The sequence below is a fragment of the Streptomyces sp. NPDC088246 genome, assembly GCF_044741025.1.
GTDB lineage: Bacteria > Actinomycetota > Actinomycetes > Streptomycetales > Streptomycetaceae > Streptomyces.
This window is the reverse complement of the sequence record NZ_JBIURV010000030.1, coordinates 18471-44783: the sequence shown is the minus strand read 5'-3', so window position 1 is coordinate 44783 and position 26313 is coordinate 18471. Positions and strand designations below refer to the sequence as shown.

The 26313-nt window shown below is 70.7% G+C and carries 23 protein-coding genes and 2 pseudogenes; 11 read left to right on the top strand and 14 right to left on the bottom strand.

Annotated elements, in window-relative coordinates:
- Positions 1-6: 6 nt before the first annotated feature.
- Genes ACIPEK_RS32735 through ACIPEK_RS32725 form a run of 3 tightly spaced genes read right to left on the bottom strand, consistent with a single transcriptional unit; the run spans position 7 to position 3091 of the window.
- Positions 7-1305, bottom strand: a complete 1299-nt coding sequence (locus ACIPEK_RS32735; protein WP_402003619.1) for an ABC transporter substrate-binding protein — start codon at positions 1303-1305, stop codon at positions 7-9.
- Positions 1305-2144: a carbohydrate ABC transporter permease gene (locus tag ACIPEK_RS32730; protein WP_402003616.1), complete on the bottom strand. Its 840-nt coding sequence runs from the start codon at positions 2142-2144 to the stop codon at positions 1305-1307. The genes ACIPEK_RS32735 and ACIPEK_RS32730 overlap by 1 nt, the downstream gene beginning before the upstream one ends.
- Positions 2141-3091 (bottom strand): carbohydrate ABC transporter permease, encoded by a 951-nt coding sequence (locus ACIPEK_RS32725; protein WP_402003614.1) that lies wholly within the window; start codon positions 3089-3091, stop codon positions 2141-2143. Before ACIPEK_RS32725 ends, ACIPEK_RS32730 begins: the two co-directional genes overlap by 4 nt.
- A gap of 125 nt (positions 3092-3216) precedes the next feature.
- Here ACIPEK_RS32725 and ACIPEK_RS32720 point away from each other — a divergent pair, with 125 nt between their 5' ends.
- Positions 3217-4083 (top strand): phosphotransferase enzyme family protein, encoded by an 867-nt coding sequence (locus ACIPEK_RS32720; protein ID WP_402003611.1) that lies wholly within the window; start codon positions 3217-3219, stop codon positions 4081-4083.
- 94 nt (positions 4084-4177) lie between these two features.
- Here ACIPEK_RS32720 and ACIPEK_RS32715 read toward each other — a convergent pair whose 3' ends face one another.
- Together ACIPEK_RS32715 and ACIPEK_RS32710 are read right to left on the bottom strand one after the other, a co-directional pair.
- Positions 4178-4906 (bottom strand): 3'-5' exonuclease, encoded by a 729-nt coding sequence (locus ACIPEK_RS32715; protein ID WP_402003608.1) that lies wholly within the window; start codon positions 4904-4906, stop codon positions 4178-4180.
- Positions 4907-4998: 92 nt separating this feature from the next.
- Positions 4999-6231, bottom strand: coding sequence for an SAV2148 family HEPN domain-containing protein (locus ACIPEK_RS32710; RefSeq protein ID WP_327272196.1), 1233 nt, complete (start codon positions 6229-6231; stop codon positions 4999-5001).
- 356 nt (positions 6232-6587) lie between these two features.
- Between ACIPEK_RS32710 and glgX the strand changes: the two genes are divergently transcribed.
- Complete coding sequence (glgX, locus tag ACIPEK_RS32705) at positions 6588-8753, top strand: glycogen debranching protein GlgX (RefSeq protein WP_402003605.1); 2166 nt, start codon at positions 6588-6590, stop codon at positions 8751-8753.
- 306 nt (positions 8754-9059) lie between these two features.
- Positions 9060-11456 carry a malto-oligosyltrehalose synthase gene (treY, locus tag ACIPEK_RS32700; protein ID WP_402003602.1) on the top strand — a complete coding sequence of 799 codons (2397 nt, stop codon included), beginning with the start codon at positions 9060-9062 and terminating at the stop codon, positions 11454-11456.
- Here the strand turns inward: treY and ACIPEK_RS32695 are convergent.
- The 3 genes from ACIPEK_RS32695 to ACIPEK_RS32685 all read right to left on the bottom strand — a co-directional run bounded on the left by ACIPEK_RS32695 (position 11416) and on the right by ACIPEK_RS32685 (position 13553).
- Positions 11416-12450, bottom strand: coding sequence for a cytochrome P450 (locus ACIPEK_RS32695; RefSeq protein WP_402003708.1), 1035 nt, complete (start codon positions 12448-12450; stop codon positions 11416-11418). The two genes, treY and ACIPEK_RS32695, sit on opposite strands and share 41 nt — an antisense overlap.
- Positions 12451-12494: 44 nt before the next feature.
- Positions 12495-12755 (bottom strand): hypothetical protein, encoded by a 261-nt coding sequence (locus ACIPEK_RS32690; RefSeq protein WP_402003599.1) that lies wholly within the window; start codon positions 12753-12755, stop codon positions 12495-12497.
- A gap of 231 nt (positions 12756-12986) precedes the next feature.
- Positions 12987-13553 carry an FHA domain-containing protein gene (locus tag ACIPEK_RS32685; RefSeq protein WP_402003596.1) on the bottom strand — a complete coding sequence of 189 codons (567 nt, stop codon included), beginning with the start codon at positions 13551-13553 and terminating at the stop codon, positions 12987-12989.
- 183 nt (positions 13554-13736) lie between these two features.
- Here ACIPEK_RS32685 and ACIPEK_RS32680 point away from each other — a divergent pair, with 183 nt between their 5' ends.
- The 3 genes and pseudogenes from ACIPEK_RS32680 to ACIPEK_RS32670 all read left to right on the top strand — a co-directional run bounded on the left by ACIPEK_RS32680 (position 13737) and on the right by ACIPEK_RS32670 (position 15231).
- Positions 13737-14690: a GNAT family N-acetyltransferase gene (locus tag ACIPEK_RS32680; RefSeq protein WP_402003593.1), complete on the top strand. Its 954-nt coding sequence runs from the start codon at positions 13737-13739 to the stop codon at positions 14688-14690.
- A 186-nt stretch (positions 14691-14876) separates the two neighbouring features.
- Positions 14877-15071, top strand: a pseudogene (locus ACIPEK_RS32675) (GNAT family N-acetyltransferase); the annotation flags it as partial.
- A complete protein-coding gene (locus ACIPEK_RS32670; RefSeq protein WP_402003729.1) occupies positions 15043-15231 on the top strand; it encodes a hypothetical protein in 189 nt (62 codons plus the stop codon). The pseudogene ACIPEK_RS32675 and the gene ACIPEK_RS32670, both read left to right, overlap by 29 nt.
- On the opposite strand, the gene ACIPEK_RS32665 is transcribed toward ACIPEK_RS32670, so the two are convergent.
- Positions 15203-16333, bottom strand: a complete 1131-nt coding sequence (locus tag ACIPEK_RS32665) for an alpha-L-fucosidase (RefSeq protein ID WP_402003590.1) — start codon at positions 16331-16333, stop codon at positions 15203-15205. The two genes, ACIPEK_RS32670 and ACIPEK_RS32665, sit on opposite strands and share 29 nt — an antisense overlap.
- A gap of 95 nt (positions 16334-16428) precedes the next feature.
- On the opposite strand from ACIPEK_RS32665, the gene ACIPEK_RS32660 reads away from it, so the two are divergent.
- Positions 16429-17655 (top strand): MFS transporter, encoded by a 1227-nt coding sequence (locus tag ACIPEK_RS32660; protein ID WP_402003587.1) that lies wholly within the window; start codon positions 16429-16431, stop codon positions 17653-17655.
- Here the strand turns inward: ACIPEK_RS32660 and ACIPEK_RS32655 are convergent.
- On the bottom strand, positions 17644-19011 hold the full coding sequence (locus ACIPEK_RS32655) for a GH1 family beta-glucosidase (protein WP_402003584.1): 1368 nt from the start codon (positions 19009-19011) through the stop codon (positions 17644-17646). The genes ACIPEK_RS32660 and ACIPEK_RS32655 overlap by 12 nt on opposite strands.
- A gap of 183 nt (positions 19012-19194) precedes the next feature.
- On the opposite strand from ACIPEK_RS32655, the gene treZ reads away from it, so the two are divergent.
- Positions 19195-20976 (top strand): malto-oligosyltrehalose trehalohydrolase, encoded by a 1782-nt coding sequence (gene treZ / locus ACIPEK_RS32650; RefSeq protein WP_402003581.1) that lies wholly within the window; start codon positions 19195-19197, stop codon positions 20974-20976.
- 62 nt (positions 20977-21038) lie between these two features.
- On the top strand, positions 21039-21377 hold the full coding sequence (locus ACIPEK_RS32645; RefSeq protein ID WP_402003578.1) for an aldo/keto reductase: 339 nt from the start codon (positions 21039-21041) through the stop codon (positions 21375-21377).
- Here the strand turns inward: ACIPEK_RS32645 and ACIPEK_RS32640 are convergent.
- Positions 21340-22467, bottom strand: coding sequence for an aminopeptidase P family protein (locus ACIPEK_RS32640; protein ID WP_402003575.1), 1128 nt, complete (start codon positions 22465-22467; stop codon positions 21340-21342). The genes ACIPEK_RS32645 and ACIPEK_RS32640 overlap by 38 nt on opposite strands.
- 182 nt (positions 22468-22649) lie before the next feature.
- A pseudogene (locus ACIPEK_RS32635) lies at positions 22650-22790 on the bottom strand (nucleoside/nucleotide kinase family protein); the annotation flags it as partial.
- Positions 22791-22886: 96 nt separating this feature from the next.
- On the opposite strand from ACIPEK_RS32635, the gene ACIPEK_RS32630 reads away from it, so the two are divergent.
- The gene (locus tag ACIPEK_RS32630) at positions 22887-23279 is read left to right on the top strand and encodes a VOC family protein (protein WP_402003572.1); all 393 of its coding nucleotides are present in this window, start codon (positions 22887-22889) and stop codon (positions 23277-23279) included.
- A gap of 259 nt (positions 23280-23538) precedes the next feature.
- Here ACIPEK_RS32630 and ACIPEK_RS32625 read toward each other — a convergent pair whose 3' ends face one another.
- Both ACIPEK_RS32625 and ACIPEK_RS32620 read right to left on the bottom strand, forming a co-directional pair.
- On the bottom strand, positions 23539-24198 hold the full coding sequence (locus tag ACIPEK_RS32625; RefSeq protein ID WP_402003569.1) for a response regulator: 660 nt from the start codon (positions 24196-24198) through the stop codon (positions 23539-23541).
- Positions 24186-25415 (bottom strand): sensor domain-containing protein, encoded by a 1230-nt coding sequence (locus ACIPEK_RS32620; RefSeq protein ID WP_402003566.1) that lies wholly within the window; start codon positions 25413-25415, stop codon positions 24186-24188. Before ACIPEK_RS32620 ends, ACIPEK_RS32625 begins: the two co-directional genes overlap by 13 nt.
- A 163-nt stretch (positions 25416-25578) precedes the next feature.
- On the opposite strand from ACIPEK_RS32620, the gene ACIPEK_RS32615 reads away from it, so the two are divergent.
- A complete protein-coding gene (locus tag ACIPEK_RS32615) occupies positions 25579-26304 on the top strand; it encodes an ABC transporter ATP-binding protein (protein WP_402003563.1) in 726 nt (241 codons plus the stop codon).
- The last annotated feature ends 9 nt before the right edge of the window (positions 26305-26313 follow it).

Below are 26313 nucleotides of genomic sequence, written 5' to 3'. Positions count from 1 at the left end.
GATACCTCAGCGCTGATAGCGGGCCAGCACCCGGTTCCCGTCGTCGACCAGACGTTTCCTCAGCTCTTTCGCGCCGATCGCCCCGCTGTAGTACTCCTGGAGGGCCGGTGTGGCGACCTTGTCCTTCCATTCCGGGTAGCCGCGGACTGACTGGGCGGGCGCCGGCCGCAGCGCCTTCGCCACGGCGACCCCGGTCGACCAGCCGTCCTTGTCGGTGTGCAGGGCCGGGTCCGCGAGGGCCGCGGTGCCGGTCGGGAGCATCCAGTCGCCCTTGGCCAGGCGCACCATGTTCTGCGGCCGGAGCAGGAAGTCGATGAACCGCGCGGCCTCCTTCTTGTGCGGGCTGGCCTCCGAGACGGAGAGGGTCTGCGGACTCACCCCCTGGGCGAGGCCCCCGCTGCCGGCCGGGGCGGGCAGGACGGTCCACTCGAAGCCCTCGGGGGCCTGCTCGACCACCTGTTGGCGGTACGAGAAGCCGAGCGGAACCATCGCGTACTTGCCGCCGAAGAATCCGGGGAGGGTGTCGGAGCCGCCCATTCCGAGCGTGGTGCGGGCGGCGCTGTGATCGATGTCGACCTGATCGTGAATGGTGCCGGGGACGACCTGGTCGCCCTCGCCGGCACGGATGGTCACCTTGCCGTCGGCGCCCGGGTGGAAGAGCCGGCCGCCGGCGGAGAGGCCGAGGTTGAGGGTGACGGAGACGGGCTCCTTGAGCGGCCAGGCGACGCCGTATCTCCCCTTGCCCGTCAGCTCCTTGGTGATCTGCCGGAACTCGGTCCAGCTCCAGGGGTTGCCGGGCGTCGGAATACGGACCCCCGACTCCTTGAGGATCTTGGTGTTGGCGATCAGGACACGGGGCTCCTGGAGGAACGGCACTCCGTAGACCCCGTCGCCGAAGGTGGTCGTCCGCCAGCTCTGTTGCGGGATGTCGGAGGTCAGCCGGTCCGGCAGGAGCGTCCGCAGATCGGCGAGGTAGCCGCCGTACGCGAAGTCGGCGAGGTCGTCGGAGGCGTCATGGATGACATCCGGCGCCTCGTCGCCCTCGAAGGAGGTGAGCAGTTGGTCGTGGACGGTGTCCCAGCTGCCCTGGACGTAGTTGACATGGATGTCGGGGTGGGTTTCGTTCCACTCCTTCACCAGTTGCTTGTTGGCGTCGACGGACTCCTTCTGCCAGGCCAGCGACTGGAAGCTGAGCTCGGTTCGCCCGTTGCCGCCCCCGCCGTCGCCCGTCCCCGAACAGCCGGTGAGCAGCAGAGCCATTGACGTGGCCACGGCAGCCGCCGTCGTCCTCACGGATGCGCGCATCAGCTCTTCACCGCCCCGGCCAGCAGGGAGCCGGTGATCCGCCGCTGGATGACCGCGAAGACGACCAGCGAGGGAAGGGTCGCGAGGAACGCGGCGGCGGCGAGCGGCCCGAGATCGGCCGCGCCCTCCGCCCCGATGAAGTGGGTCAGTACGACCGGCAAGGTCTGCTTCTCCGGTGTCTTGAGCAGGACGAGTGCGAAGAAGAACTCGTTCCATGCGGTGATGAACGCGAAGAGTGCGGTGGCGACGATGCCGGGGGCCAGCAGCGGGGCGGTGACCGAGACGAGCGTCCGCAGCCGGCCCGCGCCGTCGACCGAGGCGGCCTCTTCGAGCTCGGCGGGCACGGCCCGTACGTACCCCACCAGCATCCACAGCGCGAAGGGCAGAGCCCAGACGACGTACACCGCGATCAGCCCCCACAGGGTGTTGATCAGATGGAGATTCTTCAGGACCAGGAAGAGCGGAATGATCAGCAGGACGAACGGGAACGCCTGGCTGACCACGACCCATCCGGTGGTGGCCGTCGAGAGCCTGGAGCGGTGGCGGGCCATGACATAGGCCATGGGTGTGGCGATGAGCACCGCGACGACGGCGGCGCAGAGCGCGGCGATCAGCGAATTGGCGGCGGCCTGGAGCAGCGGCTGTTCGTCGAATGCCTTGTGGAAGTTGTCCAGTGTCGGATGCTCGGGGATCCAGGTCGGGTGCAGGGAACCCAGTTCGCGCGCCGGCTTGAAGGCGGTGGAGATCAGCCACAGGAACGGGAACGCCAGAAAGACGAGATAGCCGAGCAGTGCGACGTACTGTCCGGCGCGTGCGGATCTGCTGGTACGCAGGCTCACCGGTCCTCGCCTCCCCTGAGCCGGCCGACGAGATACACCGCGAGGATCACCGAGATCACCGCGACCATCACACAGCCCATCGCTGCGGCGTAGCCGAACTGCCCGTAGCGGAAGGCCTCTTCGTACGCGAAGAGCATCGGCAGCCGGGTGCGGCCGCCGGGTCCTCCGTTGGTCAGTACGTAGACCAGGGCGAAGGAGTTGAAGTTCCAGATGAAGTTGAGCGCGGTGATGGAGAGCGCGACCGGTCTGAGCACGGGCCAGGTGACGGTGCGGAAGCGGCGCCAGGCACCCGCGCCGTCCAGGGCGGCCGCCTCGTGGAGTTCGTGCGGGGTGTTCTGCAGTCCGGCCAGGAGGGCGACGGTGGTCTGGGGCATGCCGGCCCAGACGCCCACGACGACCACGGCGGGCAGGGCGGTGGCGAGTCCGGTGAGCCAGTCCCGGCCGTCGCCGAGGCCGAGATCACGGATCGTCTCGTTGAGGATGCCCGCGTCCGGGTTGTAGACGAGCCGCCACATGATGCCGACGACCACCTCGGGCATCGCCCACGGAATGATCGCCAGCGCCCGCGCCAGCCAGCGCATGCGCAGATTCTGGTTGAGCAGCAGGGCGAGGCCGAGCGCCAGTACGAACTGCGGGACGGTGACGCCGACCGCCCACAGCAGACCGATCCGGAACGAGTCCCAGAACAGGGCGTCGTGGAGCAGGTCCTGGAAATTCAGCCCGCCGACCCACTGGGTGGAGCGGGTGCGGCCGGACTGGGCATCGGTGAAAGCCAGCGCGATGCCGTAGAGGAGCGGGCCGACGCTGAGGATCAGGATCGGGATCAGCGCGGGCAGTACCAGGAACCAAGTGCCGGCATTCCGGCTGACCGGCCGGGTCTGCTTGTCGTGCGGGCTTCCGGGCGGACCGTGCCTTCCGGATCGTACGGTTGCACTCGCCAATGTCATGAATTCGCCCCCTTGCGTCATTCGATCGGTTTCATACCGTTCTGGCCGCTCAGGTGGCCCTCGTCATCGTGCTGACGGTCCGTCGGTTCGTCAAGCGGGCCTGCACAGATGCGAAAATCGGAGCCATGAACGAGATGCGTGCGCGCGAGGTGCTGACCGCTGCCGGACTGTCCGGCGGTGCGGAGTTGCTCGCGCTGGGTGAGAACGCGGTGTTCGCCGTGGACGACCTTGTGGTCAAGGTCGGCCGCGACGCCGTGCAGAACCCGGAACTGCGGGACCGGGCCGAGCGCGAGGTGGCCGTCGCTCAGTGGCTGGCCGCCTCCGGTGTCCCCGCCGTACGGGTCGCCGAGCCCGGGGCGCGGCTGGTGGAGGGCCACCCGGTGACGCTCTGGCACCGGCTGCCCGACGCCGTACGCCCTGCCGAGCCGCAGGATCTGGCGAGGCTGCTCACCCTGGTCCACGCGCTGCCCGTCCCGGACGGTTTCGCCCTTCCGCGCCGTGAGCTGCTGGGCGGGGTCGAGCGCTGGCTGCGGCTCGCGGGCGATGCGATCGACCCGGCCGACGCCGACTATCTGCGTGAGCGCCGCGACGGCTTCGCGGCGGCCGCGGCCGCGCTGACCCCCCATCTGCCGCCCGGGCCGATCCATGGCGACGCCCTCCCGCGCAATGTCCATGTCGGTCCGCACGGGCCGGTGCTGGTCGATCTGGAGACCTTCTCCGCGGATCTGCGCGAGCACGACCTGGTGGTGCTGGCGCTGTCCCGGGACCGGTACGGGCTGGCGGCCGAGGCGTACGACGCCTTCACCGCCACGTACGGCTGGGACGTCCGCGAATGGGACGGCTGCGCGGTGCTGCGCGGGGCGCGGGAGACGGCCAGCTGCGCGTGGGTGTCCCAGCACGCGCCGACCAATCCGAAAGCGCTCGCGGAGTTCCGCCGCCGGGTGGCGTCGCTGCGCGACGGTGACACGGCGGTGCGGTGGTATCCGTTCTAGGGCGCGGCTGACCGGGGCCGCCCGGTGGCCGCTGCGCCCTCAAGCCCCGGACGGGCTCAAAGGATGTCCGCAAGCGCCGAACGGGCTCGAATTCTCAGCCGGTCACCCGGGCCGGCTCCCGCAGTGGCCAGTGGCCGTCGATCACCGCGTCCGCCGTGCCCTTGCGGCGCAGGAACTGCTGGAAGTCCGCAGCCCATTGCGCGTACCACTCCACCTGGCGCTCATGGAGCTCGGGGGCGGTCAGCTCGGCCACCGAGCCGTGCCGCTCGGCTATCGCGTACGCCACCCGGACCGCGGCCAGTGCATCCGCCCCCGCGTCGTGGGCACCGCCGTGCACCACGCCGTACTCGACACAGACCGCTTCGAGGGTGCGCTTGCCCTTGCGGTAGCGGTCGACGGCCCGGTCGATGGTGTACGGGTCGATGACCGGTCCGATCCCGGCCCCGTCGAGCCGCTCGCTCAGCGACGGCAGCCCGTGCCGCCGCAATTCCGCCGTCAGCAGCGTCAGGTCGAAAGCCGCGTTGTACGCGACGACCGGCACCCCCTGGCGCCAGTAGCCGGTGAGCGTCTCGGCGATCTCGTCGGCCACCTCACGCACCGGCCGGCCCTCCGCCGCCGCCCGCTCGCTGCTGATGCCGTGGATCGCCGAGGCCTGTGCCGGAATCCGGATGCCCGGATCCGCCAGCCAGGTGCGCTGCCGCACCGGCTCCCCGTCCCTGCCGCGGACGCCGACGACCGCGGCTGTCACGATCCGGGCCTCCAGCGGTTCTGTGCCCGTCGTCTCCAGGTCGAAGCCGACCAGCGCCTCCCGGTGCCAGCTCATCCCGTACCTCCTTCGTGGTGCTCTCCCCCAGGTGATGACCACCCTCGCACGCACCACTGACAACGGACGGACAGCCCCTCAGGAACAGCCCCTCAGGAGACGGGCCTGGAATCCGTCCAGACCGACTCGAATTCCTCGCGGTACGTCTCGAACAGCCCGTGCTCGTTGTCCTGACCCGCCCGGACCACCGCACGCCCCCCGCCCCGCAGCACCAGCACGGGCGCCTCCATCCCGCGTGCGCGCCGCAGATACGGCTGGACGACCCCGACCGCGTCCGCCCCGTCGCCGTCCACCAGATAGGCCGTGAAGCGCGGCGTCTCGTCGAAGACATGGATCTCGAAGGCGCCCGGATCGCGGAGCTTGGAGCGGACCCGGCGCATGTGGAGGATGTTCATCTCCACCGACCGGCTCAGCTCACCCTTCTTGAGACCCAGCTCCCGCTCCCGGCGCTTGACCGCGCTGCTCGCCGGGTTGATGAAGAGCAGCCGGACCCGGCAGCCCGACTCGGCGAGCCGGATCAGCCTGCGGCCGGAGAAGTTCTGCACGAGCAGGTTGAGTCCTATGCCGATCGCGTCGAGCCGGCGCGAACCCCCGAAGAGATCCTCGGCGGGCAGCTGGCGCTGGAGCCGCACCCGGTCGGAGTGGACGGAGACCACGTCCGCGTACCGGTCGCCGACCAGCTCCTCGACGGCGTCGACCGGGAGCCGGTCGGCCGACGGGACCGCGGCGCCGCTGCCCAGGATCTCCAGGAGCCGGGCCGAGGCGCGCTCGGCCTGGGCGAGGACCGCCTCGTTCAGGGCGCGGTTGCGGGAGACGACATTGCGGGCGACCTCCAGCTCGTCGAGCGCCAGCTCCACCTCGCGCCGGTCGTCGAAGTACGGCTCGAAGCACGGCCAGTGCTGGACCATCAGCTCACGCAGCTGCGGCAGCGTGAGGAAGCTGAGAACGTTGTCGTCGGCCGGGTCCAGCAGATAGCCCTTGCGACGGGAGACCTCACGTACGGCGACGGCGCGCTGCACCCACTCCTGCCCGGCGGGTCCGGCGGCGGCCACCACCCAGTCCTCGCCGTGGACCGGCTCGTAGATGGGCCGGAGCACCGCGGCGACCACGGCGCGCAGCCGCTGCTCCACGAGATTCAGCCAGATATAGGCACGCCCGGCCCGCTGGGCGCGCGTGCGCACCTCGCTCCAGGCGTCCGCTCCCCAGTCCAGTTCCGCGCCGATCTCCATGGGCTGCGCAAGTGAGACCGCCCCGGGCGGGGCATCGGTTGAGTCCCCCTCGTGACCTGTGTCACCTGGGGGCAGCTCGAACCCTCCCGAGCTCACCCGCGCACCGCCTTCCACTCCCCCACCAACGATCAAGGAAGGGTACTCCGCGAGCGGGAGCCGGTGCAGCCGGATGCACAGGCTGCTTCCTCAACTCCCCTATGACACAGGGACGTTCCCTGCGGCAAGATCTGCCGTAGTGAGCGGATTCATAGTGATTAAGCACCCCGTCCGCGGCCCTGTACCGGGCCTGCGACCGGCTCAGGTCCCCGGATCCCGGATCCGGGCGACACGGAGAGGCCCGATGTTGACCGGACCGCGCGACGTCCTAGGTAGCCGCACCTCTTTCGGGGAAGATCTGGCTCAAGCAGCCCGCAAGCCCCAGGCACCCGGATCAGAAGTGGAAGAGTCAACCTATGCAGGTCTGGCCGGGACAGGCGTATCCGCTCGGTGCCACGTACGACGGCGCCGGGACCAACTTCGCGGTCTTCTCGGAGGCCGCCGACCGAATCGAGTTGTGCCTGCTGCACGACGACGGTTCCGAGACGGCGGTGGAGCTCAGGGAGACCGATGCCTTTGTCCGCCATGCCTATCTGCCCGGGGTGATGCCCGGTCAGCGGTACGGATTCAGGGTCCACGGGCCGTACGAGCCGGAGCGCGGCGTCCGCTGCAATTCGGCCAAACTGCTGCTCGACCCGTACGCCAGGGCCGTTGCCGGGCAGATCCGGTGGGGCGAGGCGGTGTACGGCTATCCGTTCGGCCGGCCCGACGCGCGCAACGATCTCGACTCGGCGCCGCACACCATGACCTCGGTCGTGGTCAACCCGTACTTCGACTGGGGCGACGACCGGCGGCCCCGTACGGACTACCACCGCACGGTGATCTACGAGGCCCATGTGAAGGGTCTGACGATGCTCCATCCGGGGCTGCCGAAGGAACTGCGCGGCACCTACGCGGGGCTGGCCCATCCGGAGGTGATCGCCCATCTGACCGAACTGGGCGTCACGGCGATCGAATTGATGCCGGTTCACCAGTTCGTCCAGGACCACCGGCTGGTGGACGCGGGGCTGGCCAACTACTGGGGTTACAACACCATCGGTTTCTTCGCCCCACACAACGCGTACGCCTCCTGGGGGGACCGCGGTGAACAGGTGCTGGAGTTCAAGCAGGCCGTTCGGTCGCTGCATCAGGCCGGTATCGAGGTGATCCTCGACGTGGTCTACAACCACACCGCGGAGGGCAATCACCTGGGTTCGACGCTCTCCTTCCGGGGCCTGGACAATGCCTCGTACTACCGGCTCGCGGACGACCAGCGGTACTACATGGACACCACGGGAACCGGGAACTCCCTGCTGATGCGCTCGCCGCACGTGCTGCAGCTGATCATGGACTCCTTGCGGTACTGGGTCACGGAGATGCATGTGGACGGCTTCCGCTTCGATCTGGCGGCCACCCTGGCCCGGCAGTTCCACGAGGTCGACCGGCTGTCGTCGTTCTTCGATCTGGTGCAGCAGGACCCGGTGGTCAGCCAGGTGAAGCTGATCGCCGAACCGTGGGACGTGGGTGAGGGCGGCTACCAGGTGGGGAACTTCCCGCCGCTGTGGACCGAGTGGAACGGCAAGTACCGGGACACCGTGCGGGACCTGTGGCGGGGCGAGCCGCGGACCCTCGCCGAGTTCGCCGGGCGGCTGACGGGGTCGTCGGACCTGTACCAGGACGACGGCCGGCGGCCGCTCGCCTCGATCAACTTCACCACCTGCCACGACGGATTCACGCTGCACGACCTGGTCTCGTACAACGACAAGCACAACGAGGCGAACGGCGAGGGCAACCGGGACGGCGAGAGCCACAACCGGTCCTGGAACTGCGGCGCGGAGGGCGAGACGGACCAGCCGGAGATTCTGGAGCTGCGCGAACGGCAGATGCGGAATTTCATCGCCACGCTGATGCTGTCGCAGGGCGTGCCGATGCTGAGCCACGGCGACGAGTTCGCGCGTACGCAGCGGGGCAACAACAACGCGTACTGCCAGGACAACGAATTGTCGTGGGTGCGCTGGCCCGACCCGGCCGAGGCAGCGACGGACGATGTGGACGAGACCGATCCGGCCGAAGGGGACGGTCTCGGCAGCAGTCTGCTGGAGTTCACCCGGGCAATGGTCTGGCTCCGCCGCGACCATCCGGTCTTCCGGCGCCGCCGGTTCTTCCACGGCCGTCCTGTCGAGGGCACACACGACGAGCTCTCGGACATCGCGTGGTTCACACCCGAGGGCGGCGAGATGAAGCAACGGGACTGGCAGGCCGCGCACGCCAAGGCCCTGACGGTCTTCCTCAACGGCCATGCGATCTCGGAGCCGGGGCCGCGCGGCGAACGGATCTCTGACGACTCGTTCCTGCTGATGTTCAACGCGAGCGCCGACACGCTGGAGTTCTCCGTTCCGGTGAATCACGGCCGGCAGTGGATGGTGGTGGTCGACACAGCGCGCCCCACCGGGGTTCTTCCCCGCTCGGGGCCGAAGGTGTCGGCGGGCGAACGGGTGACGCTGGTCGGGCGGAGCATGGCGGTGCTGCAGCGGCCCGCCTAGGCGGGCCGCTGCAGATCTCGGCCGGATCAGGGAGCGGCGTTCGGTGCGTGCAACTGCAAGGCGCCGGAGCGTACTCGAATGGGGTCTCCCCTGCTCGAACGAAGCTGAGAACTCGGGGAAGGATCTATCAGGGCGTTTCGGCAACGCCGCAGATGTGCGTGCCGGGCGTCGCGAGCCCGGCCAAGATCTTCAGCACCCTCCTGGGTCCGGGCTTCCGGCCCGGCCGTTGACTCGACGACACCGCCGGTCGAGCCCTTTGCGGCGTTCGGTGACACAGGAGCCCGCAGGCTGGGTACGTAACGGCGCATGACGCCCACCGCCACCTACCGGCTGCAGCTCCAGCCGGACTTCCCGTTCGCGGCCGCCGGTCACGCCGTGCCGTATCTCGCCACGCTCGGCGTCTCCCATCTGCATCTGTCCCCGGTCCTGGAAGCCGTGCCCGGCTCCAGACACGGCTACGACGTCGTCGATCACAGCCGGGTACGCGCCGAGCTCGGCGGTGAGGAAGGACTGCGGGAGCTGGCCCGCACGGCGCATGAGCACGGTCTCGGACTGGTCGTGGACATCGTGCCGAACCACATGGCCGCGGTCCCCCGCCACAACCACGCACTGCGGGAGGTGCTGCGCGAGGGCTCCGAGTCCCCGTACGCCCACTGGTTCGACATCGACTGGGAGGCGGGCGGCGGCAAGGTGCTGCTGCCGGTGCTGGCCGGGCGGATCGGCGACGAGATCGACAGGCTCCGGGTCGACGGGGAGGTGCTGCGCTACGGCGAGCAGGAGTTCCCGCTCCGGACCGGCACCGCTCATCTGCCGCTGCCCGAGCTGCTGGATGCCCAGCACTACCGGCTCGGCTGGTGGCGGCTGGCCCGCACCGAGCTGAACTACCGGCGGTTCTTCACCATCTCCGACCTCATCGGGGTGCGGGTGGAGGACCCCGAGGTCTTCGCCGCCACGCACGGCAAGATCCTCGAACTGGTCCGGGACGGGGTGGTCGACGGGCTGCGCGTCGACCACCCCGACGGGCTCGCCGATCCTGCGGCCTATCTGGAGCGGCTCTCGGCGGCGACCGACGGGCGGTGGACGGTGGTGGAGAAGATCCTCAGCCGTACCGAGCCGCTGCCCACGGGCTGGGCCGTCGCGGGGACGACCGGGTACGACGCGCTGCACCGGATCGACGGCCTCTTCGTCGATCCGATGGGCGCCGCGGAGCTGCTCGGCCGCTACCGGGAGTACGCGGGGCCCGCCGGGGCCCGCGGGGGTGACTGGACGTCGACCGTCCGCCGGGCCGCGTACCGGGTGGTGACGCATGAGCTGGCCGCCGAGACCGGGCTGCTGACCCGGCTCGCCGTACGTATCTGCGCCGAGGACCCCGCGCTGCGCGACCATGCACCGTGGACGCTGCACACCGCCGTGTGTGAACTTCTTGTACGCGTACCCGTCTACCGCCCGTATGTGACACCCGGCGGGCCCCGCACAGAGACGGCTGAGACGACGCTCCCGGATGCGGCCGTACGGGATGCGGAGGCGGTGTTCTCCGTTCCGGAGGAGGCCTCGGCCGTCGAGGTCGTGCGGGATCTGGCAATGGGGCGGCTGGGCGAGGGGCCCGACCGGGCGACGTTCTGTGCCCGGTTCGCCCAGACCGCGGCGGCGTTGCGCGCCAAGTCGGTCGAGGACACGGCGTTCTACCGGTACGTACCACTGATCTCGGCGAACGAGGTGGGCGGCGATCCCGCGCACCCTGCGGTGACGCCGGAGGAGTTCCATGCGTTCTGTGCCCGGCTGGCGCGCGACTGGCCGGCCACCGGCACGGCGCTGACCACGCACGACACCAAGCGGAGCGCCGATGTGCGGGCCCGGATCGCGGTGCTGACCCAGTGCCCGGAGCAGTGGTCCTGGCTGCTGGTGGAGCTGGGGCGGGTGACTCCCGCGACCGCTCCCGATGCGCAGTTCGCCTGGCAGGCCTGGCAGACGGCCTTCGGCTGCGTGAAGCTGCCGGTCCGGGAGATGGCGGGCCGGCTGGAGCCCGCACTGCTGAAGGCGGTCCGCGAGTCGGGTCTTTCCACCAGCTGGACCGAGCCCGATCCGGCGTACGAGCGGGCGATGACGGACTTCGTCGCGGCGGGACCGGCCGCCGGCAACGGTCCGGTGCGCGAGGCGCTGGAGCGCTTCGCGGGCACGCTCGACCCCTACGTACGGGCCAATGTGCTCGGCGCGGCGCTGGTGCAGCTGACGATGCCGGGTGTGCCTGATCTGTATCAGGGCACGGAACGGGAGTACCTGGCGCTGGTCGACCCGGACAACCGGCGGCCGTTTTGTCACCCGTCCGGGGACGGGGCCTTCAGCGAGAAGGGGGAGCTCACCGCGGCGGTGTTGCGGCTGCGGCGCGAACGGCCGGCGGTGTTCGACGAGTCGGGTACGTACGCCCCGCTGAGCGCCCATGGCCCGGCGGCCGCGCACTGTCTGGCCTTCTGCCGCTCGGGCGAGGTGGTCACCGCGGTGACCAGGCTGTCGTTGCGACTGGCGGAGTCGGGCGGCTGGCGCGGGACGGAGCTGACGCTGCCGGACGACGGACCGTGGACCGATCTGCTGGCGCCCGGCCGGAAGTTCACCGGGGCCACGGTCGCGCTCGCCGATCTCTTCGCGGAACGTCCGGTGGCGCTGCTCAGCCGGGTCGGACGAGAAGGGCCCGTGGACCGCGCGTGAGCACCCCCGTGCCGGCCGGGCGGAATCCGTCCGCCCAGCGGAGCCGTGGCATCGCGTCGAGCAGGGCCCGCAGGCCCTGCTGGGCCTCCAGCCGGCCGAGCTCGACGGCCGGGCAGCCCGCCGGTCCGGTGAGGGACCGGCCCTGGTCGTGGCGGAAGGGATCGAAGAGGTCGGGTGCACAGAACCGCTGCGGATCGCGGCCCGCCGAGCCGACCAGACAGGCGACGGGTGCCCCGGCAGGCAGCGTGCCCCCGCTGAGGGTGACATCGGTGACGGTGCGGCGCAGCACGACCTGGACGGGCGGGTCACGGCGCAGCGACTCCGTCCAGGCCCGGACGGCCAGGGCGGGTTCGATGCGCAGCGCGGCCAGGAGGTCGGGGACGTCGAGCAGGTTGGCGAGGAAGGAGGCGAGCGCGGTCTCGCGGAGGCCGGTGTGCCGGGTGCAGGGTGTGGTGGCGGTGCCTCCCGGTCCGGTGCGGGGCAGCCGGGTCGCGTACGGGCGGGCGGGCGCCTCGGCTCCGGAACCGGCGGGCAGCCAGCGACAGAACTCCTCTACGAGGTCGGCCTGTTGGCGGCCTGCGATGCGGTGCGCCAGCACGTAGGCGGTGCGCTCGATCCGCTCGGCCAGGTGACGTGGTACTGAACCGGTCGCGGCCCTGCGCTGCTTGCGGGGCGTGCACAGGGTGCTGCCGTGGCAGAGTCCGAGGGGTGCGGGGCCGCCGCGGGGCGCACTGTCGTGCGGGAACCCGGTGAACCGGGGGTCGCTGAGGGCCGTGGTCACATCCGCGTACCGGCTGACCAGCCAGGCGCCCAGGGGCGCGTCGTAGCTGAGCGGGTATTCCTCGCGCAGGATGCGGTAGAGCCGGTACGGGTCGTGTGCGGCGCCGGGTGCGAGCAGGCTGGGGCCGGTGCCGGGGCGGGATCCGCGCGCCGTCCGGCCGGCCCGGCGGCCGGGGTCCGGTGCGGGTATGCCCTCGGGCGCGTCGGCCTGCATCGGTACCCCCGGGGCGTAAGGGCGCCGGTGTGCGGCGCGGTTCCTCACCAGCGGATCACCGACGGGGGCGTTGCGCATTCGGTGTACGGCCGTCCGGGTGGCGACGGCGCACCCGGTCTGGCCGGGTCCCAGTCCGTGGGCGACCGGGGGGGCGGAACGGCCAGGAGACTCCGATCCGTGAACGCGGCGGCGGCCCCGGTCAGCTCGGCACGGAGGGTGCGGCCGTGCTGGACGGCCACGACCGTCCGACGCTCTCCGGGGCGGTCGGCGAAGCCTTCTTCACCCTCGCCGGCCGCGGTCTCCATCAGCAGTCCTGCTGCCGCGTCGCCGGGCCTGCCGTCCGGCTCAGAGCCTGTCGGGTGACCTCCGATCGGATAGCGGACGCGGTCTGGTGCGTGCGATTCCAAGGCGGAGGAGGGAGTCGACGCGAAGGGCCCCCCATGCCTTCAGCTATGGGGGAGTCGGTGACTGACGACAACGCGGGAAGCGTGCGTGCCAGGACGTGGCCGCCCGGTCGGAGGCCACCCGACAGGCTCTCAGGCAGGGGGCCCGAGGACGGGCGCGGAGAGCCGGAAGCTCATCCGTCCGAAGCTCACCTGGTCCCCGTCGCGGACCGGGACCGTACCCGTGACCCGCTGTCCGTTGACACAGGTGCCGTTGGTCGAGCCGAGGTCGCGCAGCAGCCAGCGGCCGCCCTGCGCGGTGAGTTCCGCATGGAGCCGGGAGACGGTCTCGTGGTTGAGCCGCAGCCCGTTGCCCGGATCGCGGCCGATCATCAGGGGGTACGGGCTGGGAGTGGGGAGCAGGAGTTTCGGGAGGCGTTCGGTCTGCCAGACCCGGCGCACCCGGCCGGGAAAGCCGGATACTCCGCTCACGACCCGGAGTATCCGCCGTGACCAGCGGTCTTCGCTCTCCAGGTCGGCGGTGAGCGCCTCCAGCTCCTCCGAGCGCCGGGCGGTGAGGGCCAGTTCCATACGTCGCATGAAGGTGTCGTGGGACAGCTTGCCCTGCGCCGCACCGTCTCTGAGCACGCCGAGAACACGGTCGCGCTGGGCGTCGGACAGCCGCGCGGGATACGTGTGGAACTCGAAGGGGGATGTCACGGAGCCAATTGTCGGGCCGACCGCCCCGGAGTGTCCAGAACAAGCTCGCATTCCGCCCTCCTGACCTGCACGGAACACCTGCTCCGGAATTTCTGAGCAGTGCCGGGAAGACGTTGCTACTCTCTCCCGCCGCAGGCCGCCCGTCGATCGCCGCATGCCTTCTGCGCGCCTCAAGGAGACTTTGTGACCCATGCACCACAGGTATTGACCATCCGTCAGCTCGCCGGTCCGCAGGAGCTCGCACTCTTCCGCCGACTTTCTTACGTGCTCGATCACGAGCTCGCCGAGGACCTGGAGAGCGGGCATCGTCGTCCCGAGTGGATGTGGGTGGCACTGCGCGGCGAACGCGTGGTCGCTCGGATCGCCTGGTGGAGCCGGGACGGTGACGTACCCCTTTTCCTCGACTTCTTCGACCTCGACGACACCCTGCCCGAGCCCGAACGCGGCGAGGCGGGCCTGCGACTGCTGGAGGCGGCGACGGCAGCGGTCGTGCCGGCCGGTGCCCCACGGCCCGAGTACGGACGCTTCGTACCGGCCGACTGGCACGAGGACCCCGCGGCCCGTGATGTCGTCGAGGCCCGGATACGGGTCATGGAGCGCTCCGGTGCGCGGATGCTGGTCGAACGGCTGCGCCTGGAATGGCGCGCCGGTACGCCGGTCCCCACCGACAGCGGCCGGCTGCGGTTCCGCCCGGTCGACGGGCGGGAGGATCTCCTCGCGCTGATGACACCGGTGATGGAGGGCACCCTCGATGCCCACGGCCGGGCCGACCTGGCATCCGGACTCGGCGCCCGCGAGGCCGCCGAGAAGCACTACGACGAGGAGCTGGCGACGTACCCGACACCGCGCGAGTGGTGGCGCATCGCCGAACTCCCGGGCGGTGAACCCGTCGGGTTCGTGATCCCGGCGCGCAACAACTACAACCCGGTCATCGCCTACATCGGTGTACTGCCCGCCCTGCGCGGTCACGGCTACATCGACGACATCCTCGCCGAGGGGACCAGGGTGCTGGCCGCACAGGACGGCGTGGAACGGATCCGGGCCTCGACCGACCTCGGCAACGTCCCGATGGCCAAGTCCTTCGAGCGCCTCGGATATGTGAACTTCGAGCGCTCCTTCGACATGGTCTGGGATTGATCCGGTGGACGGTCCGCCGGACTGCCGGTTACGGTGACCACCCGCCCGAGGACCCACGCAGGAGGCGAGAACAGTGCGTATCCGTACCACTTCATTCCCGCGCTCCCGTCCCGTTCGCCGGGCGGTTCCGGTTTCGGTCCGACCGGGAGCGCATCGCTTCTTCCGGAGGACTCTTCCACGACCGATCTGGTCATCCGCGCGCTCACCGAGAGCAACGCACATCTTTTCCACACCCTGCAAGGCCGTGATCTCGTCGGCCGCGCCGCCTTCGGGAACCGGTATGTCACATTGCGCAACGGCGGCGAGTACCGCCCGGAGTAGAGCTGGATCGCCCTGCGCGACGGTCTCGTCGTTGCCCGGGCCGCATGGTGGGCCGGGCCCGGCCCACGGGTACGACCTGCTCGCCGAGTGCACCCACTTCCTGGCCGCTGAGGGCGCCGAGTTCATCGCGGGCGCCACCGACCGGGGCAACGCGCCGATGGCGGTCGCGTTCGCCCGGGCCGGCCATCGCATCAGCCAGGAACGCATCCATCCGGTGTGAGTTCAGCGGTGAGTTCCGCCAGCCAGTCCAGGCGGAGCTGCTGCTCGGCGGGGATCGTCGCATCCTCGCCGCGCGGCCCCACATCGAGCAGCAGATTTCCGCCCGCGGACGCCGTCTCCCGTACCAGCGAGTCCAGCGCGTCCCGGCCGAGGAACGCCTCGGCCGGGGAGTTGCGGTTGTAGCCGAAGCTGTGGTCGATGCCACGGGTGATCTCGTACGGGCCGGGGCCGGTGTAGCGGGCGAATTCGGGCGTACGGAAGTCGTAGTACGGGGGTTTGCGCGGGACGAAGCCTTCACCCTGGGCGATGGTGCGTCGCTCCCAGCGGTCGTACAGGGCCTTGGCGCCCGGGAGTCGCAGTGCGCGCCACATCGGTGCGTACGGGAACAGCCGGTCGTTGACGACTCCGTGCGGGACGGTGAAGCGGTAGTACTCCACGAGCCGCTGGACGTCGGTGCGGGAGCCGGGCCAGGCGATGTCGTTCCAGAGGATGTCGGGGCGGTAACGGCGGATCAGTTCGCGTATCTGGGCGCCCGCGTACGCGGGGTAGCTGCCGCGCGGGACGGCCGAGACGGTGTCCGCGCCGGTGCCGATGGGCCGGTCGTCGAAGGTCCAGTCGAGGCCGCCGGAGTAATAGACGCCGAAGCGCAGGCCCTCGGCCCGTACGGCTTCGGCGAATTCACCGACCACATCGCGCGAGGTGTGCCAGCCGGCGCGGTGCGGGTTGCCGACCTCGGAGGGCCAGAGGCAGAAGCCGTCGTGGTGCTTGGTGACGAGGACGGCGTAGCGGGCGCCCGCGGCGCGGAAGCTGCGGGCCCAGGCGGCGGGGTCCCAGGTCTCCAGGGCGTCGTTGAAGTCGCCCCCGAAGGCGGTGTACGGGCGGGTGCCGTAGGTCGCGCGGTGGTGGGCGGAGACGGGGCTGTCGGGGAAGCGGAGCGCGTTCTCGTACCACTCGGCGTACGACGTCCAGCCCAGCGGCGAGCGGCGGCCCGCCAGGGGCAGCTCGTCCGCGGGGACGTACGGCGGGGCCCAGCCCGGTACGGAGGCGGGCGTCCAGTGCACAAAGATCCCCAGTCGGGCCCGGGACCACCATGAAGCAACCATGGCGCGAAGTATTGATCACACAGGGGGTCGTTCGTAAGATCCGGGCACCTCCGGGGCACCTTGCCGGACCCTGACGAGCTGATGGCGAGCGGCCGATGATTCTGGACGATCCCCGTACGGAACCGCAGCGCCGCGTCGGCGGTGGCTGGATCGGCGGTCTGATGCTGGCCAATCTGGGCCTGTACATGGCTTTTCTCACCCCGATCCAGGTGCTGCTCGCGGAGCAGATCGACGATCTGGCCTCGTCCGGCAAGGAGGTCGCGCTCGGCTGGGCGACCGGGGCCGGGGCGCTGGTCGCGGTGATCGCCAACCCGGTCGCGGGCGCACTGTCGGACCGTACGGGCGGACGGTTCGGCCGCAGGCATCCGTGGATTCTGGGCGGTGCGCTGGTGGGCGCGGTGGGTCTGGCGGTGACGGCGGCGCAGACCACGGTGGTCGGGGTGGCGCTCGGCTGGTGTCTGGCGCAACTGGGGCTGAACACGATGCTGGCGGGCACCAGCGCGGTGGTTCCCGACCAGGTGCCGGTACGGCAGCGGGCGGCGGTGTCGGGGTTCATCGGGATACCGCAGACGCTGGGGCTGGTCTTCGGGGTGCTGCTGGTGTCGGTGGCGGTGACGGGGACCGGTTCGGGCTACCTGGTGCTTGCGGGGCTCGTGGTGCTGTGTGCGCTGCCGTTCGTCCTGATGACCCGCGACCCGCTCGGGCCCGGGGTGCGGGGGCCGGTGGTCCGGCTGAGGGACTTCTGGGTGAGTCCGCGGCTGCATCCCGACTTCGGGTGGGCGTGGCTGACCCGTTTCCTGGTCCAGCTGGGGAATGCGATCGGCACGCTCTATCTGCTGTATTTCCTCAAGGACGCGGTGCATTACCCGGATCCGGACCTGGGCGTGCTGTATCTGACGCTGCTCTACACCGGTGGTGTGGCCGTGACGGCGGTGGCGGGCGGGATCGTCTCGGACCGTCTGGGAAAGCGGAAGATGATGGTCAGCGCCTGTTCGATGGTGATGGCGGCGGGGTCGCTGCTGCTGACGTTCTGGCACACCTGGCCGGCTGCGATGGCGGCCGCGGTGGTGCTCGGGCTCGGCTACGGCATCTATGTGGCGGTCGACCAGGCGCTGATCACCCAGGTCCTTCCGACGGCCGTCGACCGGGCGAAGGACCTGGGGGTCATCAATATCGCCAACTCCGCGCCGCAGGTCCTCGGCCCGGCACTGGCCGCGCCGATCGTGGCGTACGCGGGTGGCTATGCCGGGCTGTATCTGGCGTCGACCGTGGTAACGGTGGTGGGCGGGGTGCTGGTGTGGCGGATCAGGTCAGTGAGTTGAGCCGCCGGTGCCGGTCTTCTGCGCACGGATCAGATCGCGGTACCAGGCGTACGAGTCCTTGGGCGTCCGGCGCAGCGTCTCGTAGTCGATGTGGACCAGGCCGAACCGCTTGCTGGCGCCCTCGGTCCATTCGACGTTGTCGGTGAGCGACCAGGTGAAGTAGCCGCGGACGTCGACGCCCGCGTCGATGGCCGTCCGCAGGGCCTTCAGGTGTCCTTCGAGGTAGGCGATCCGGCGGGTGTCCCGGGCCGGCTCGTCGACGGCGCAGCCGTTCTCGGTGATGTAGAGCGGCGGAAGCCGGTCGCCGAAGCGGCTGTGGAGCTGGACGAGGGTCTCGCGCAGGCCGTCGGGGACGACGGGCCAGCCGAAGTCGGTCTTCTCGTAGCCCTCTATCTCGCGGATACCGAAGGGGAGTTCGGCAGGCATCTCGAAGCCGGAGAAGGATTCCAGGGCTTCCGTGTTCGGGGCACCGACAAGGGTGGGGTTGTAGTAGTTGACCCCGTACCAGTCGATCGGGGTGGAGATGGTCGACAGATCGTCCTCGACCGGGCCCGGCATCAGCGCGGCGAAGTTCTCGTCGGGGTAGCGGCCGGTGAGGATCGGGTCGGCGAACATCCAGTTGGTGATCGTGTCGTACAGCTGCGCGCCCAGGCGGTCCTCGTCACAGTCCCCGGCGGTCCAGACGGGGGTGTGCGAGACGGCGATGCCGATGTTGTCGGCGCCCGCGCCGCGCAGGGCGCGGACGGCCAGGCCGTGGGCGAGGAGCTGGTGGTGGGCGGCGGGCAGGGCGTCGAAGAGGAGGGTGCGGCCCGGTGCGTGCTCGCCGAGGGCGTAGCCGAGCATCGTCACTTCGGCCGGTTCGTTGATGGTGATCCACATCGGTACGCGGTCGGCGAGGCGCTCGGCGACGATGCCCGCGTACTCGGCGAAGCGGTAGGCCGTGTCCCGGTTGAGCCAGCCGCCCGCCTCGTCCAGCGGGAGCGGGGTGTCCCAGTGGTAGAGGGTGGGGGCCGGGGTGATGCCGTGGGCGCAGAGTTCGTCCACGAGGCGGTCGTAGAAGTCGAGCCCCTGCGGGTTGATGGGTCCGCTGCCACCGGGCACCACGCGCGGCCAGCTGACGGAGAACCGGAAGGCGTCGGCGCCGAGGCCGGCCAGGAGGGCGACGTCCTCGCGGTAGTGCTGGTGGAAGCCGGTCCCGCGGGTGGTGTCGGTGCCGTCCTTGATCCGTCCGGGCTGTGCGGCGAAGGCGTCCCAGCCGGAGGGGCCCTTGCCGTCGGTGTCGGACGCCCCTTCGGTCTGGAACGCGGAGGCGGAGGCTCCCCAGAGGAAACCGGGCGGGAACGACGGCACATTCATCTCGGCCTCCACAGCCGTAAGAGGGAGTGCGTATTGAGTAGCGCGTATTGAGCAGAACCTGGCGGGGCAGTGATCAGAACCAGACCTTAATCGCCAGTAACGGGCTCGATCCAGTGTCGCGAGTCAGTCGTCGCGGCTGATGCCGACCATGGGGCACGGGGGCGAGGAGACGAGGAGCGTTGCATGCTGTTCGAGGTATGGGCACCGGATGCGGACTCGGTCGAACTGCGGCTGGCGGGTGCGCTGCGGGCCATGGGGCGTGATCCCGTACGGGCCGGCTGGTGGACCGCCGAGGCGGAGGCGTCGGACGGGGACCGCTACGGCTTCGTGCTGAACGGGGGCGCGGACGACGGGGCCGATGGGCCCGTGCTGCCCGATCCGCGCTCGCGCCGTCAGCCGGACGGGCCGGACGGCGAGAGCGCCGTCGTCGACCACTCGGCGTACACCTGGCGCGATGACTGGTCGGGCCGGGGGCTCCCGGGCGCCGTCCTGTACGAGCTGCACATCGGTACGTACACCGACGAGGGCACCTTCGACGCCGCGGCGGCCCGGCTCGGGCATCTCGCCGAACTGGGCATCACCCATGTGTCCCTGATGCCGGTCTGCCCCTTCCCCGGTACCCACGGGTGGGGGTATGAGGGGGTGTCGCTCTGGGCCGTGCACGAGCCGTACGGCGGCCCGGACGGGCTCAAGCGTTTTGTCGACACGGCTCATGGTCTCGGACTCGCGGTCGTCCTGGACGTCGTCCACAACCACCTCGGCCCGTCCGGCAATTACCTCCCGGCCTTCGGCCCGTACTTCACCGAGACCCACCACACACCGTGGGGCGCGGCGGTCAACCTCGACGCGCCCGGTTCGGACGAGGTGCGGGCGTATCTGCTGGGCAGCGCGCTCGCCTGGCTGCGCGACTACCGGCTCGACGGACTGCGGCTGGACGCGGTCCATGCCCTGGCCGACACGCGGGCGCTGACCTTCCTGGAGGAGCTGTCCACGGCGACCGACGCGCTCGCCGCCGAACTCGGCCGTCCGCTCTCGCTGATCGCCGAGTCCGACCTCTGCGACCCGCGGACGACGACACCTCGCGAATCGGGCGGGATCGGCCTGCACGCCCAGTGGAACGACGACTTCCACCACGCCCTGCACACCGCGCTCACCGGTGAGTCCCAGGGCTACTACGCGGACTTCGCCGCCGCCCCACTGGCCGCCGTGGCCAAGACCGTGACCAGCGCGTTCTTCCACAACGGCACGTACTCCAGCTTCCGCGGCCGCACCCACGGCCGCCCCGTCGACATCGCCCGCACCCCGGCCCACCGCTTCGTCGGCTACGCCCAGACCCATGACCAGATCGGCAACCGGGCACTGGGCGACCGGCTCTCCGCCACGCTCTCGCCCGGTCTGCTGGCCTGCGCCGCGGCCCTCGTCCTGACAGGGCCCTTCACCCCGATGCTGTTCATGGGCGAGGAGTGGGGCGCCCGTACCCCCTGGCAGTTCTTCACCGACCACACCGATCCGGCGCTCGCCGAGGCGGTCCGGGCCGGCAGGCGGCGGGAGTTCGCGGCGCACGGCTGGGCGGCGGACGACATTCCGGACCCGCAGGACCCGGCCACCCGGAACCGCTCCTGCCTGGACTGGAGCGAACCGGCTCAGGAGCCGCACGCCCGTCTGCACGCCTGGTACCGCGAGCTGATCGCACTGCGCCACACCCTGCCCGACCTCTCCGACCCGGACCTGGCGTCGGTGCGGGCCGCCCACGACGAACAGGCGCGCTGGCTGGCATACCGGAGGGGAGATCTGCGGATCGCCGTCAACCTCGGCGAGAAGCCGGCCACGATCCCGCTGGGCGGCGGCCGGCGCCGCGGAGCCGGAGGCAGAGTCGTGGCCGCGTGGGAGCCGGTGGAGACCCCGGGCGGCGACGGGCTGCTGCACCTGCCGCCGGAGTCCTGCGTGGTGCTGGCCGACGACTGATCTCCGGGGCGCGCGGTAAGGCCCTCGCCTTCGGGTGCGCTCCAACTCGTACGGTCATGGCCATGAAACAGCGTTTTCTCGGCAGGACAGGACTGCGCGTCAGCGAACTGTGCCTGGGCACCATGACGTTCGCCAGGACGGGCGACGAAGTGGCCGCCCACCGCATCCTCGACACCTTCACCGAGGCGGGCGGCACCTTCATCGACACGGCGGACATGTACGACCGCGGTGGCTCGGAGGATGTGCTCGGCCACTGGCTCAAGGGGCGAAACCGCGACGGCCTCGTCATCGCGACCAAGGTGTGGGGGCGGATGAGCGACTCCCCTGGAGCGGCTGAGCGACCGGGACCGTCAGGGCCGGGCGCTACTCGACGATCGCCAGTTCGCGCGCGGTGCTGTTGAGGCGTCGGCCACCGTCCTCGGTCACGGTCACGATGTCCTCGATCCGGACACCGAACCGGCCCGGCAGATAGATGCCCGGCTCCACCGAGAAGCACATGCCGGGCACCAGCGGCTGCTCCTCGCCCTCGATCATGTACGGCGGTTCGTGGGTGGTGACGCCGATCCCGTGGCCGGTGCGGTGGATGAAGCGCTTGCCGTAGCCGAACTCGGTGATGACGGCGCGGGCCGCCCGGTCGATCTCCTGGCAGGCGACGCCGGGCCGGACCGCGTTGCAGCCCGCCTCCTGGGCCTCCCGCACGATGTCGTGGACCCGCTGCTCCTCGGCGGTGGGTTCGCCGACATGGACCGTACGGGAGGTGTCGGAGCCGTAGCCGTGCTTGAGACCGCCGAAGTCGAGCACGACCATGTCGCCCTGCTCGATGGTGCGGTCGCCCGCCTCGTGGTGCGGGTTGGCGCCGTTCGGGCCGGACCCGACGACGGTGAAGTCGACCTGGGAGTGCCCGAACCGCTTGAGCAGACCGGCCAGATCGGCGGCGATGTCGGTCTCCTTGCGGCCGGCGAAGCGCACCTTGAGGATCTCGCCGTACGTGGCGTCGGCCGCGACCCCGGCAGCCGCGAGCCGCTCCAGCTCAGCGGCGTCCTTCACCGCGCGCAGCATCGGCAGGGCCTCGGTGAGGGAGACGTACGAGGTGTCCGGAAGCGTCCGCTGCAGCCCGAGCAGATGCATCGCCCAGGCGTTGTCGCTGACCGCGAACCGGCCCCGGCCGTCGAGCAGCGGGGCGGTGACGGCGTACGGGTCCTTGCCGTCGGTCCAGTCCCGGAGGGTGAGGGCGGGCGCCCCGACGGCCTTCTCGGCGTCCGGGGCCTCCAGGACCGGGACGACCAGGACCGGGTCCTGGCCCGGTGTGAGGACGAGGACGGTGAGGCGTTCGGTGTTCACGGGCTGGTAGCCGGTGAGGTGGACGAGATCGGGTCCGGGGGCGACCAGCACTCCCGCGAGCCCGGCCTCGGCGGCGCTCTCGGCGGCACGCGTCATCCGGGCCCGGTAGTCGTCGGCGGTGAACGGTACGGGCTGGTTCGGGCTGGACATGCGGACCTCCTGGCGACGCGACACGGCATACAGCATCCTGCCCGTACGTGCCCGTCCACGCGAGCGGGGGTCACGAGCTGCTGTCGGTTTACTGAGCCGAAGTGCGTTGTGGTGAGCAGGAGTGAGTCCTGTCGGCGGCTTCCACCGCCGACGGTGGTCAGGAACGGTCGGGTTTCCGGGTGCAGCCGTACGACGAGGCCGGCGCGGGCGCGGCCCCGTTCGACCAGGCGTGCGTTGGGTTCGTCGGCCCCGGCCACCCATTGCTCCGCGTACGGCCGGGGCTTGCCGAACCGCACATGCCGGTCGACGAGCCGGCGCACCCGCAGCGGTACGGACTGTGCGGTTCCCGCAGCGGCAGGTAGTGTTACGTATAACCAACTGGCTCACCGCTCCATTGCCCGCCCCGTCCGAGGAATCCCATGCCGCACATCGCCCTGGCCACCCTGGTCGTCCGCGACTACGCCGAAGCCGTCTCCTTCTACACGGACGCCCTCGGCTTCGAGCTGGTGGAGGACACCGACCGGGGCGACGGCTCGCGCTGGGTGGTCGTGCGTCCGCGCGGCACGGAGGGGACCGGGCTGCTCCTGGCCCGCGCCAAGGACGAGGCGCAGCGGGCGAGCATCGGCACACAGACGGGCGGCCGGGTCGGCTTCTTCCTGCACACCGAGGACTTCGCGGGCGACCACGCCCGGATGCTGGCCGCCGGGGTGCGGTTCCTGGAGGAGCCGCGGCACGAGACATACGGATCGGTGGCGGTCTTCGAGGACCTGTACGGCAATCGCTGGGATCTGCTCCAGCCCACGCTGCCCTGACCTGCGGCGCCTGTGTCCGCGGGAGTTGTCGGTCTGTGGCAGGGCCACGACCACCGGAACCGGCAGTGAAGGCGGGCATCGGCGAACCGGCCCAGGAGGCGAAGTGGGCCGTGGCCGGTATGAAGAACCAGCCCGGCTGAAGGAACCGCCCTGCCGGTCGCGCGCCGCACGACCGGCAGGACTGAACGAACGGCCCGGGCGAGACCGTACGCAACCGGCCCGGCCGGACACCACCCCCGTCAACCGGGCACGGCGCGCGTCAGCGCGTGCCCTTGCCCTCCAGATACGCGAGCACCGCAAGCACCCGCCGGTGCACCGTGCCGTCGTCCGGTTCCAGGCCGAGCTTGGCGAAGATCGAGCCGATGTGCTTGCTCACGGCCCGTTCCGTCACCACCAGTTCGGTGGCGATGGTGCCGTTCGCCTTGCCCTGTGCCATCAGTTCCAGGACTTCGCGCTCGCGCGGAGTGAGGCTCCGCAGGGGCTGGGCCGACGACCTGCGGGTCAGCAGCTGGGTCACGACCTCGGGGTCGAGCGCAGTACCGCCGCCCGCCACCCGGTCGAGCGCCTGGAGGAACTGGTCGACGCGGCCCACCCGGTCCTTCAGCAGGTACCCGATGCCCTGGGCGCCCTGGGCGAGCAGCTCGGCGGCGTACGTCTCCTCGACGTACTGCGAGAGGACCAGGATCGGCAGTTCGGGCATCTCCGCGCGGACGGCGAGTGCGGCGCGCAGCCCCTCGTCGCGGAAGGTGGGCGGGAGCCGTACGTCGAGCACGGCGGCGTCCGGGCGGTGTTCCAGCAGGGCGGGCAGCACCTCGGGCCCGGTCGCCGCGTCGGCAACCACCTCGTGGCCCGAGCTGGTGAGCAGCAGGATCAGCCCCTCCCTCAGCAGCGCGTTGTCCTCGGCGATCACGATCCGCACGGCAGCTCCACTTCGATGTGCGTCGGCCCCCCGGTGGGGCTGTTGATGCGGGTGGTGCCGTCGAGGGCGGCGATCCGTCGCCTGATTCCGACCAGCCCGCTGCCGGCGCGTTCGTCCGCGCCGCCGTGGCCATCGTCGCCGATGGCCACCCGCAGGGTGCCGGGGGTCCGGTCGATCCGTACGGTCGCGGCTGTCGCACCGCTGTGTTTGCTGATGTTGGTGAGGGCCTCGGCGATGACGAAGTAGGCGGCGGCCTCGATCGCGGCCGGCAGCCGTCGCCCGTCCTCGACACCGTCGATCTCCGCGGTGACGGGCACGCCGACGTCGGCGGCCAGCGCCCGTACCGCGCCGGCCAGACCACGGTCCGTCAGTACCGGCGGATGGATGCCGCGCACCACATGCCGCAGTTCCGCGAGGGCCGTCTCCGCGCCGTCCTGTGCCTCGTCGAGGCGGATGCGCGCGGCGGCCGGGTCGCGGTCGAGGAGCTGTTTGGCGAGGCCGATGCGCATCGACAGGGCGACGATCCTGGCCTGGGCGCCGTCGTGCAGATCCCGTTCGATGCGTCGCAGTTCGGCGCCGTGCGCCTCGACCGCCCCGGCCCGGCTCTCGGTCAGCTGGGCGATCCGGTCGGCGAGCGCGGTGGACGGCGAGGAGGTGAGCAGGGACCGGGTCCAGCTCGCCGACAGATCCGCGAGTACGCAATGCCAGCGCAGCATCCATCCCTGGCGCGCCGGCGGCGCCGTCCCGTACTCGTCGGCGGCCCGCCGGTCCAGCAGGTGCACGACGGACAGCGCGGCCCCGTCGACGAGGAGCCCGACCGGCCACAGCACCATCGCGAGGTAGCCGAGGACGTTCCCCATGAGCGCCTGGATCGGCAGCCAGAGCGCGTCGCGCCAGACCGTCGGGTCGGTGAGTACGCGTCGGACCCGCTCGGAGAGTTCAGCGCCGTCCAGCGGTGGATACGGCGTCGGCGTGAACGGCACGCCGAGCCGTGCGGCTGCCCGGCGGCGCTCGAACTCCGCGAACCGGCGCAGCATTTTGGCGGCCTCGGGCAGGGCGGGCAGCCCGATGATCACGGCGGCGAACATCAGGGCCGCCACCACCAGGAACGTGCCCACATATGCGAGCAGCGCGACCGGAACGCCGATGAACAGATAGCGCGACGCATCCCACGAACGCCGGATGGCGACCGTCAGCGGGGCGGGAGTGGTGCTCATGACACAGCACGTTACGGGGGTTCACCCGTCACCGGAGTGGGGGCCTCTCCCTGACCGTGGTGGAGCTGGCTGAACCCCCTGTCCGGGAGCCCGCACTCTCGCCCGGACACCCCCTTCTTCATAGCGTTTATGCAGGTCGGAAAGAACGAGGCGAGAAGGAACGGTGGAGTCGACGGTGGACACGATCACAGCGGCGCGGGCGACCGCGCTGAGTCTGGAGTCGGTGAGCCGGCGCTACGGACGGCGTGGCGGCGGCAGCCGGGAGGCGATCGCGCTCGACGCGGTGAGCTGTGCGGTCCCGGCCGGGAGCTTCACCGCGGTGGTGGGTCCCTCGGGATCGGGGAAGAGCACGTTCCTGCAGTGTGCGGCGGGCCTGGACCGTCCGACGGCGGGGACGGTACGGGTCGGGGGCACCGATCTCGGCTCGCTGTCCGAGGCCGCACTGACCCGGTTGCGCCGTGACCGGATCGGCTTCGTCTTCCAGTCGCACGCCCTGAATCTGGTGCCTTCGCTGAACATCGAGGAGAACGTCGTGCTGCCGCTGGTGCTGGCGGGCGCCGATCCGGCGGACGAACGGGTGTTGGCTCGCGGCCGGGATCTGCTGGCCCGGGTCGGCCTGGCGGGCCGCGGCGGGCAGGGCCCCGCGACGCTCTCCGGCGGCCAGCAGCAGCGGGTCGCGGTGGCGCGGGCGCTGGTGACCGAACCCGATGTGATCTTCGCGGACGAGCCGACGGCGTCCCTGGACCCGGAGTCGGCGACGCTGGTGCTCGGTCTGTTGCGGGACGCGGTACGGATCGACGGCCGTACGGTCGTCATGGTCACCCATGATCCGGTGGCGGCGAGCTGGGCCGACACCGTGCTGACGATGGACGGCGGCCGGCTGCGATGAGCACGAACG

Excerpts from the sequence above, each read along its gene's own strand:
- ACIPEK_RS32690 (WP_402003599.1), bottom strand. The coding sequence starts at position 12,755 with ATGGAGACCGCGGCCGGCGAGGGTGAAGAAGGCTTCGCCGACCGCCCC.
- ACIPEK_RS32655 (WP_402003584.1), bottom strand. The coding sequence starts at position 19,011 with ATGAATGTGCCGTCGTTCCCGCCCGGTTTCCTCTGGGGAGCCTCCGCC.
- ACIPEK_RS32620 (WP_402003566.1), bottom strand. The coding sequence starts at position 25,415 with ATGAGCACCACTCCCGCCCCGCTGACGGTCGCCATCCGGCGTTCGTGG.
- ACIPEK_RS32665 (WP_402003590.1), bottom strand. The coding sequence starts at position 16,333 with ATGGTTGCTTCATGGTGGTCCCGGGCCCGACTGGGGATCTTTGTGCAC.
- ACIPEK_RS32735 (WP_402003619.1), bottom strand. The coding sequence starts at position 1,305 with ATGCGCGCATCCGTGAGGACGACGGCGGCTGCCGTGGCCACGTCAATG.
- ACIPEK_RS32645 (WP_402003578.1), top strand. The coding sequence starts at position 21,039 with ATGAAACAGCGTTTTCTCGGCAGGACAGGACTGCGCGTCAGCGAACTG.
- ACIPEK_RS32720 (WP_402003611.1), top strand. The coding sequence starts at position 3,217 with ATGAACGAGATGCGTGCGCGCGAGGTGCTGACCGCTGCCGGACTGTCC.
- glgX (WP_402003605.1), top strand. The coding sequence starts at position 6,588 with ATGCAGGTCTGGCCGGGACAGGCGTATCCGCTCGGTGCCACGTACGAC.
- ACIPEK_RS32640 (WP_402003575.1), bottom strand. The coding sequence starts at position 22,467 with ATGTCCAGCCCGAACCAGCCCGTACCGTTCACCGCCGACGACTACCGG.
- treZ (WP_402003581.1), top strand. The coding sequence starts at position 19,195 with ATGCTGTTCGAGGTATGGGCACCGGATGCGGACTCGGTCGAACTGCGG.
- ACIPEK_RS32695 (WP_402003708.1), bottom strand. The coding sequence starts at position 12,450 with ATGCAGGCCGACGCGCCCGAGGGCATACCCGCACCGGACCCCGGCCGC.
- ACIPEK_RS32725 (WP_402003614.1), bottom strand. The coding sequence starts at position 3,091 with ATGACATTGGCGAGTGCAACCGTACGATCCGGAAGGCACGGTCCGCCC.
- ACIPEK_RS32660 (WP_402003587.1), top strand. The coding sequence starts at position 16,429 with ATGATTCTGGACGATCCCCGTACGGAACCGCAGCGCCGCGTCGGCGGT.
- ACIPEK_RS32630 (WP_402003572.1), top strand. The coding sequence starts at position 22,887 with ATGCCGCACATCGCCCTGGCCACCCTGGTCGTCCGCGACTACGCCGAA.
- ACIPEK_RS32715 (WP_402003608.1), bottom strand. The coding sequence starts at position 4,906 with ATGAGCTGGCACCGGGAGGCGCTGGTCGGCTTCGACCTGGAGACGACG.
- treY (WP_402003602.1), top strand. The coding sequence starts at position 9,060 with ATGACGCCCACCGCCACCTACCGGCTGCAGCTCCAGCCGGACTTCCCG.